The organism is Wolbachia endosymbiont of Madathamugadia hiepei (assembly GCF_013366855.1).
GTDB lineage: Bacteria > Pseudomonadota > Alphaproteobacteria > Rickettsiales > Anaplasmataceae > Wolbachia.
Genome location: NZ_WQMP01000050.1, coordinates 1 through 6,594 on the forward strand (window position 1 = coordinate 1; position 6,594 = coordinate 6,594).

The 6,594-nt window shown below is 37.4% G+C and carries 6 protein-coding genes; 3 read left to right on the plus strand and 3 right to left on the minus strand.

The genetic code is table 11. The annotated features are described in order from the left end of the window. Positions 1-440 precede the first annotated feature (440 nt). Positions 441-1,589, minus strand: coding sequence for a cysteine desulfurase family protein (locus GO685_RS02630; protein WP_175937455.1), 1,149 nt, complete (start codon positions 1,587-1,589; stop codon positions 441-443). 160 nt (positions 1,590-1,749) lie between these two features. On the opposite strand from GO685_RS02630, the gene GO685_RS02635 reads away from it, so the two are divergent. Next, positions 1,750-2,448: an alpha/beta fold hydrolase gene (locus tag GO685_RS02635; protein ID WP_175937456.1), complete on the plus strand. Its 699-nt coding sequence runs from the start codon at positions 1,750-1,752 to the stop codon at positions 2,446-2,448. Between the two features lie 250 nt (positions 2,449-2,698). Here the strand turns inward: GO685_RS02635 and GO685_RS02640 are convergent, their stop codons facing one another. Both GO685_RS02640 and GO685_RS02645 read right to left on the minus strand, forming a co-directional pair. Next, complete coding sequence (locus GO685_RS02640) at positions 2,699-3,373, minus strand: ABC transporter ATP-binding protein (protein ID WP_175937457.1); 675 nt, start codon at positions 3,371-3,373, stop codon at positions 2,699-2,701. Positions 3,374-3,397: 24 nt separating this feature from the next. Continuing rightward, positions 3,398-3,850: a HesB/IscA family protein gene (locus GO685_RS02645; protein ID WP_175937458.1), complete on the minus strand. Its 453-nt coding sequence runs from the start codon at positions 3,848-3,850 to the stop codon at positions 3,398-3,400. Positions 3,851-3,897: 47 nt separating this feature from the next. Between GO685_RS02645 and GO685_RS02650 the strand changes: the two genes are divergently transcribed. Both GO685_RS02650 and ribD read left to right on the plus strand, forming a co-directional pair. Beyond that, on the plus strand, positions 3,898-5,097 hold the full coding sequence (locus tag GO685_RS02650; RefSeq protein ID WP_175937459.1) for a deoxyguanosinetriphosphate triphosphohydrolase: 1,200 nt from the start codon (positions 3,898-3,900) through the stop codon (positions 5,095-5,097). Beyond that, the gene (gene ribD / locus GO685_RS02655; protein WP_175937460.1) at positions 5,097-6,176 is read left to right on the plus strand and encodes a bifunctional diaminohydroxyphosphoribosylaminopyrimidine deaminase/5-amino-6-(5-phosphoribosylamino)uracil reductase RibD; all 1,080 of its coding nucleotides are present in this window, start codon (positions 5,097-5,099) and stop codon (positions 6,174-6,176) included. Before GO685_RS02650 ends, ribD begins: the two co-directional genes overlap by 1 nt. Positions 6,177-6,594: the final 418 nt, after the last annotated feature.

The window sequence follows — 6,594 nt, forward strand, 5'->3', positions numbered from 1 at the left end:
TTGACAAGACTGCTGAGGTTTTTATGGGTTTTTTAAACTTCGTTGGTTCTCTCATATGGCTTCTCTAAAATTTTGTTCACAGAGACTAGTAGCGCAATGTTCGTACAGCTATGCGTCAAGCGCTGGAATGGGAACATTTGTTGCAAGAATAAATGTTCGTTCATAAATTGCTTTAATGTTTAAGAAATTTACCAAACGAGAAAAAAAGAATAGCGTGTGGTATATCCTCTCCCTGTGTGATGGGAATTGGTACACCGAAGCCAAGAATATATGTTTCCTTATATGCACAGAAGCAAATATTGTAAACACTATATTGTGGAGCCGTGTGAGGGAAATTCGCATGCACAGTTCTGATAGGGGGACTGTAGCGATGAGACCTAATCGATGGTTTCAAGATTGCAAGTCTCTACCAAACCAAGTAGTTTTTTTTGATATCTTATCTATATCAAAATGTTCTTCTTATAGATATTATACCAACAATCCACTATTTTTTCTACGTCTCGTGGTTTAGTTTTTGGACCTATACTGATTCTAATCGAACATTCTGCTTGCTCTTTTGTTGCCCCCATTGCAAGCAAAACATGGGAAGGTTCAACTTTTCCAGAAGAGCATGCAGAGCCATTGCTAACTGCAATGTTATTTAAGTCAAAATGCATGAGCTGCACGTCATTCATTACTTTCGGCATATAAATGAGACTTGTATTTGGTAACCTTTTGGAGCTTTTACCGAAGATTTTGATACCGCTGGCAAGGTTTAACAGCTCACACTCCAATTGATCGCGTAGCTTCTTTACTTCATCCATTTTTGATAGAAGATCTAGGATATCTCCCAATGCAGCAGAAAGACCTGCAATTGCAACAATATTTTCCGTACCACCTCGTAATCCTTTCTCTTGCCCACCACCTACTACAATAGGCTCTATTACAAGCTTTTTGTCGAATATTAAAACTCCACTACCCGCTATACCGCCAAATTTATGAGCAGATAAAGTGAGTAAATCCACCCCTAAATCTTCCATATTAACTTCAATTTTTCCAACGCTTTGAGCAGCATCGGTGTGACAGATTGCTCCAAACTTATGTGCTATTTCAGCTATTTCCTTAACAGGCTGAATAACCCCAGTTTCGTTATTAGCCATCATCACTGAAACTATTACTCTATCCCTCTCAAGTTTGCTCAGAATCTTTTCCAGCTCTAAAAGATCAACAACACCTTCTTGATTAACGGGTATTATATGTGGATTATACGCAGAATTGAAAATTGAAGGGTGCTCTATAGCTGAAATTACATATCGATAGCCCGCTATCCCTCTCATAACAAGATTATTTGCTTCAGTCGCACCAGACGTAAAAACTACTTCTTTACCACCTAAAGCGCCAATAATCCCACGAACATTATCTCTTGCATCCTGGAGAATCTTTCTCGCCTCTTGTCCCTTTCTATGTAATGATGAAGGATTCAGAATTTGTTTTGATAAGACCTCAAGTATACTCTTCTTTACACTGTCAATAATTGGGGAAGTTGCATTATAGTCAGCATATACGTAATCACCACCTAAAGAAAAGGGACTTGAAGATTTATCTGTCATTTAATTAGGAAAACTCTTTACTACTCGCTATAACAGTCATATATATTAGCTTAACATGATAAAAAGCTTGTTGCAAAAACAGTAAAATTAATACATAATTAATATATACACGATTTACATTAGTTAATATCTGTCAAGCAGGTTTTTATTAGGAGCTACCGTGGTAGAAGTTTTTTTGAATAATGCAGCAAAAAAAATAGAAGGTGAGTATCACCAAAGTAGGGAAGCTAACGCGCCAGTTGTGCTAATTTTACACCACCACCCCCAATATGGTGGCAATATGAATAGTAAAATAATACATAATATATACGCATCTTTTATCAGCAACAACTTTTCTGCATTGAAAATCAACTTCCGTGGTGTGGGAAAGTCCACCGGAACTTTCGATAAGGGTATAGGGGAATTAACTGATGCTGCAGTAGCTATCGATTGGCTCCAAGAACATAATCCTAGTAACGTTCCAATTTGGATAGTTGGTTTTTCTTTCGGAGCATGGGTAGCTATGCAATTGACAATGCGCCGCCCTGAGGTAGTAGGTTTTGTTGCCCTTTCTCCTCCGGCAACAAAGTACGACTTCTCTTTTTTCTCTCCCTGTCCGGTTCCTGGGCTTATAATACAAAGCAGTAATGATACAATCTCAGAAGAAAGCGATGTAACAGAACTAGCAAAAAGGCTGATGAACTCAGTAAAAAGTGGCCATATGGAATACCACATTATAGACGATACTAATCACTTCTTGAGAGATAAAGAAGAGGAGGTAGTTCAAATCATAGACGACTATATAAAACTGCGCTTGAACAGTGCAGCTATTTCTTCTCAAAAGACCAAAAAAGAGGTGAAAATAAGAGAGTACGCTTAATCTTTACAAACAAGAAAAATGAGTGTAGTAATATAAACAAAAAGGTTTTGTTATGTTTAGGAAGTTATTATTTCTTGTTTTAATTGCGTCTATGCTATCAGGGTGCCTTCTAAGCAAGTCACGCAAGTTAAAAAGCCCGTGTATAAAAGGTAATGAAAGTACTTCGTGCAGACTATACCCTGTTAATGACCATTGGTTAGGTAAGTACAAGATAGTAGCTCAATAGATTCTAGTTCTATACTACATCCATTCACAATTTTACCAGTGATCTATCCTTTAACTGTAAAATACAGTCTGCCTTTTCTGCAAGGAGGTGATTGTGTGTTACTATAAGCATAGAGCTATTATTTTCCTTTACATATGAATATAATAGCAAAAACACATTCAAAGAATTTGTTAGATCTAAATTTCCCGTTGGTTCATCTGCAAGTAAAAGTCTTGGGGAATTTACAACGCTTCTTGCAATTGCAACTCTTTGCCTCTCTCCGCCAGAAATTTCAGATATCATACTACTTGCTTTGTCTTCCAGACCGAATTTTTCCAACATTATCTGCACATTTTTTATTGCCTCAGTTTTGCTTCTTCCTGCAATGAGCTGAGGAAGCATAACATTTTCCAATACCGGTAACTCCTGTAACAAATAGTGAAATTGATAAACAAAGCTCAGAAAACTTCTTCTTATATGAGTTTTATGTTTATTGCTGGCTTGTGTACAATTCACTCCATCTATCGTTACTATACCTGAAGTTGGCTTATTCAATAAACCTGCAATTTGCAATATAGTTGTTTTTCCTGATCCTGAACTGCCAATCAATGCAACTACTTGTCCTTTCGCGACCCTTAGATTTATATCTTTTATAACAGCAGGAGCTTCTTTGAAGCTCTTATCTATAGAAGTTAGCTCTAGTGCTACATCACCACCCATGTTGAAAAGGCCTAGGAGGCATAATTAAATTGAGAAGCTGTTACCACACCCACATTGAGACTTAGCAAGAGCATTTTTTATTTGAAACCCAGAACCACTTAGATCTTCAGTGTAATCTATAACTGAGTTATTTAAAAATTTCGCTGAACAATTATCAACCATTAATACAGGGTTTCCGTTTTCGTCGTTAATTACTATATCTCTGCTTTTCCCGCTAAAGCTAGAGTGGCCTCTATAATCCTCGCTTTCTTCATAATCGTCATCATCAAATTCATCATCGTAATCATCATCGTCGTCATCACTCAAAGATAGACTTTTATTTATTCGATCTATAAGAAAATTATACTTGAAGCCAGAACATCCGCCACCTGAAACTGCAACTCGCAAAACAGAACTTTTGTCCTCTTCCTGCTCTACAAGGGAGTGAATTTTCTTTAACGCATTGTCAGTCAAGTTAATATTGTAATCTGTTGACATAGTCACTACCGTTTATTATTGATAATTTATTATAGTAGAAATTTTACATGTCAAACAATAATTTTCTATTAAGTTATGCATGTTTCCCAAGTAAAACAAGAGGAAGATATTTTAAAGAGCCAGAAGATGAAAACCGCAGTTGTTTTCAGCGTGATAGGGATCGCATCATTCACTCTAATGCGTTTAGAAAATTGGAATACAAAACACAAGTTTTTATCAATTATGAGCACGACTACTATCGCACTCGGCTTACTCATAGCCTCGAAGTTGCACAAATTGCAAGATCTATTGCACGTAGACTCGGTTTATATGAGGATATTACTGAATGCATAGCGCTTGCACATGACCTAGGTCATCCTCCGTTTGGTCACACAGGAGAGGATGCTCTAAAGAAATCAGTTCAAGATTTGAATCTTGATAGCGAGAAGTATGAATTTGACCATAACGTTCAGGCTATAAGGATTTTAACTTATCTTGAGCAAAAACATGCTGACTTTGACGGTATGAATCTAAGTTGGGAAGTTATTGAAGGCGTTGCAAAGCATAACGGTCCCTTACTTGGTCGGAATGCAGTATTCCACACAAATAATCAACTATTGCTAGAATATAATGAAAAATATGACCTAAAACTTGAAGAATTCTCAAGCGTTGAAGCACAAGTTGCCTCAATTGCTGATGATATTGCATACGGTGTTCATGATCTTGACGATGCACTCAGGGCAAATTTGGTGACTGTAGAAGACTTACTTGATATTCGTTTAATTGGAGAAACGTTTAAAGACGTAAAGAGTAGATATTCAAAATTGCCTAAGTGTAAGCTCATACATGAATCACTGAGTAGAACTATAGGAATTATGATAACTGATGTTGTTTCTCAGACTAAAAAAAATATTGAAGATTATAAAATAAAAAGTGTAGAGGACGTAAGAAGTTTAAATAAGATGCTAGTTACATTTTCACCAGAAGTTGCAAATGCTACAAAAGAAATGAAAAAATTCAACATGGAAAAAATATATAGGAGCTATAGACTGAACAGAACGATGAACAAAGCAAAACGTATGGTACAGGAGCTCTTTCAATGTTTTTATGAAAACCCAGGATTATTGCCCACAGAGTGGAACAAGCTCGCCTATGAATTCGAGCGTTCAGTAGTAATATGCGACTACATCTCAGGTATGACAGACAGATTTGCCGTACACGAGCATAGAAGAATCTTTGATACCTCATACGAAATGACTTCTTTCTAATGACCGACGATCATTTCATGTCAATTGCACTAAAGCTTGCTGAAAAAACCCTCGGAAGTGTTGCACCAAATCCTGCTGTTGGGTGTGTCATTGCAAAAGATGGTGTGGTAGTTGGTGAGGGCCATACAGGAATCGGCGGGCGCCCACATGCAGAAGTAGTTGCTTTGCAAAGTGCTAAAGATTCAACTCACAGCGCAACTATGTACGTCACTCTTGAGCCATGTTGCCATTTTGGAGTTACAGAACCTTGCACCGCGGAAATCACAAGAGCTGGAATAAAAAGGGTAGTAATTGCAACAATTGATCCCGACACAAGAGTTTTAGGTGGAGGCATTAAAGCCCTAGAGGAAGCAGGAATTGAAGTGAAACAAGGAATTATGCAAGAGGAGGCAGAAAAATTGAATATCGGCTTCTTCACCACTCGGAAATTACACAGACCATTTACAGCTTGCAAAGTCGCAACAACTCTTGATGGAAAAATCGCAACATTTACAGGTGATAGCAAATGGATAACAAGCGAAAACACAAGAAATTGGGTACATGAGCTTAGAGCAAAATATGATGCAATTATGATTGGCAGCAATACCCTCATTAATGACAATCCACTTTTGACTTGCAGATTACCACAACTTGAAGATAGGTCACCCATAAGACTAATTATAGATAGCCAGGGAAAATTGAAAGAAGAGCACAATATTGCAAGGACTGCAGGTAAAGTAACAACTTGGGTGATCACAAATAAAGAGGTGGAGAGAAAAATAAAAAACACTGATTATCTAGTAGTTAATTCAAACAGTACAGGCAAAGTCTGCCTGAAAGACACGGCATCAAAACTTGTTTCAGAGGTTGGCATAACAAGGTTATTAGTTGAAGGTGGAGGAACGCTGATCACAGAGCTACTGAAGCATAATTTAATCGACAGGCTGATAATCTGCCGCAGCGGTAAAATTCTAGGCAATGATGCCATTCCTTTTGTAGGAGATTTAGGAATTCAATCCGTCAGCAATTGCTACCGATTTAAAAAAGCAGAAGTAATAGACTTTGATGAGGATATAGTCGAGGTTTGGGATAGATTATAGTAGCTTTTATATGCTTGAATATAGAGAAAGAGGTAGAAAATCTACCTCTTCTAACAGGTCAAGTTACTTGCTCTTATAAGCCAAGAATCTGTTTCAGACAGTTTGAGTACTGTTGGTACAACTTCAGTCTTGTCAGCTTTTTTAGCTAATTCAGTGTCAACATACCTCTCGTTAGCTTTTGCCTCTAGTGCAGATGCATCAGCTTTTTCAGCTAGTTGATCATCAACATACTTCTTGTCAGCTTTTGCTTTCAGCGCAGTTTTTAGTGCTTCTTCAGTAACTAAATCTTTAGTTTTTGCTTCAATTTTGCTCTGAATTAGCTCCTCAAACGCTAACTATGGATTAGCCGAGGAAGAAAGAGTTGGAAATGGAAGGTTTTTTGCGTTGTAAAGAATATGAAATAAGCGTAGAAAAGATG

Bases quoted from the DNA above. Each gene is read 5' to 3' on its own strand.
- GO685_RS02630 (WP_175937455.1), bottom strand. From the start codon at position 1,589: ATGACAGATAAATCTTCAAGTCCCTTTTCTTTAGGTGGTGATTACGTA.
- GO685_RS02640 (WP_175937457.1), bottom strand. From the start codon at position 3,373: ATGGGTGGTGATGTAGCACTAGAGCTAACTTCTATAGATAAGAGCTTC.
- GO685_RS02645 (WP_175937458.1), bottom strand. From the start codon at position 3,850: ATGTCAACAGATTACAATATTAACTTGACTGACAATGCGTTAAAGAAA.
- GO685_RS02650 (WP_175937459.1), top strand. From the start codon at position 3,898: ATGTCAAACAATAATTTTCTATTAAGTTATGCATGTTTCCCAAGTAAA.
- ribD (WP_175937460.1), top strand. From the start codon at position 5,097: ATGACCGACGATCATTTCATGTCAATTGCACTAAAGCTTGCTGAAAAA.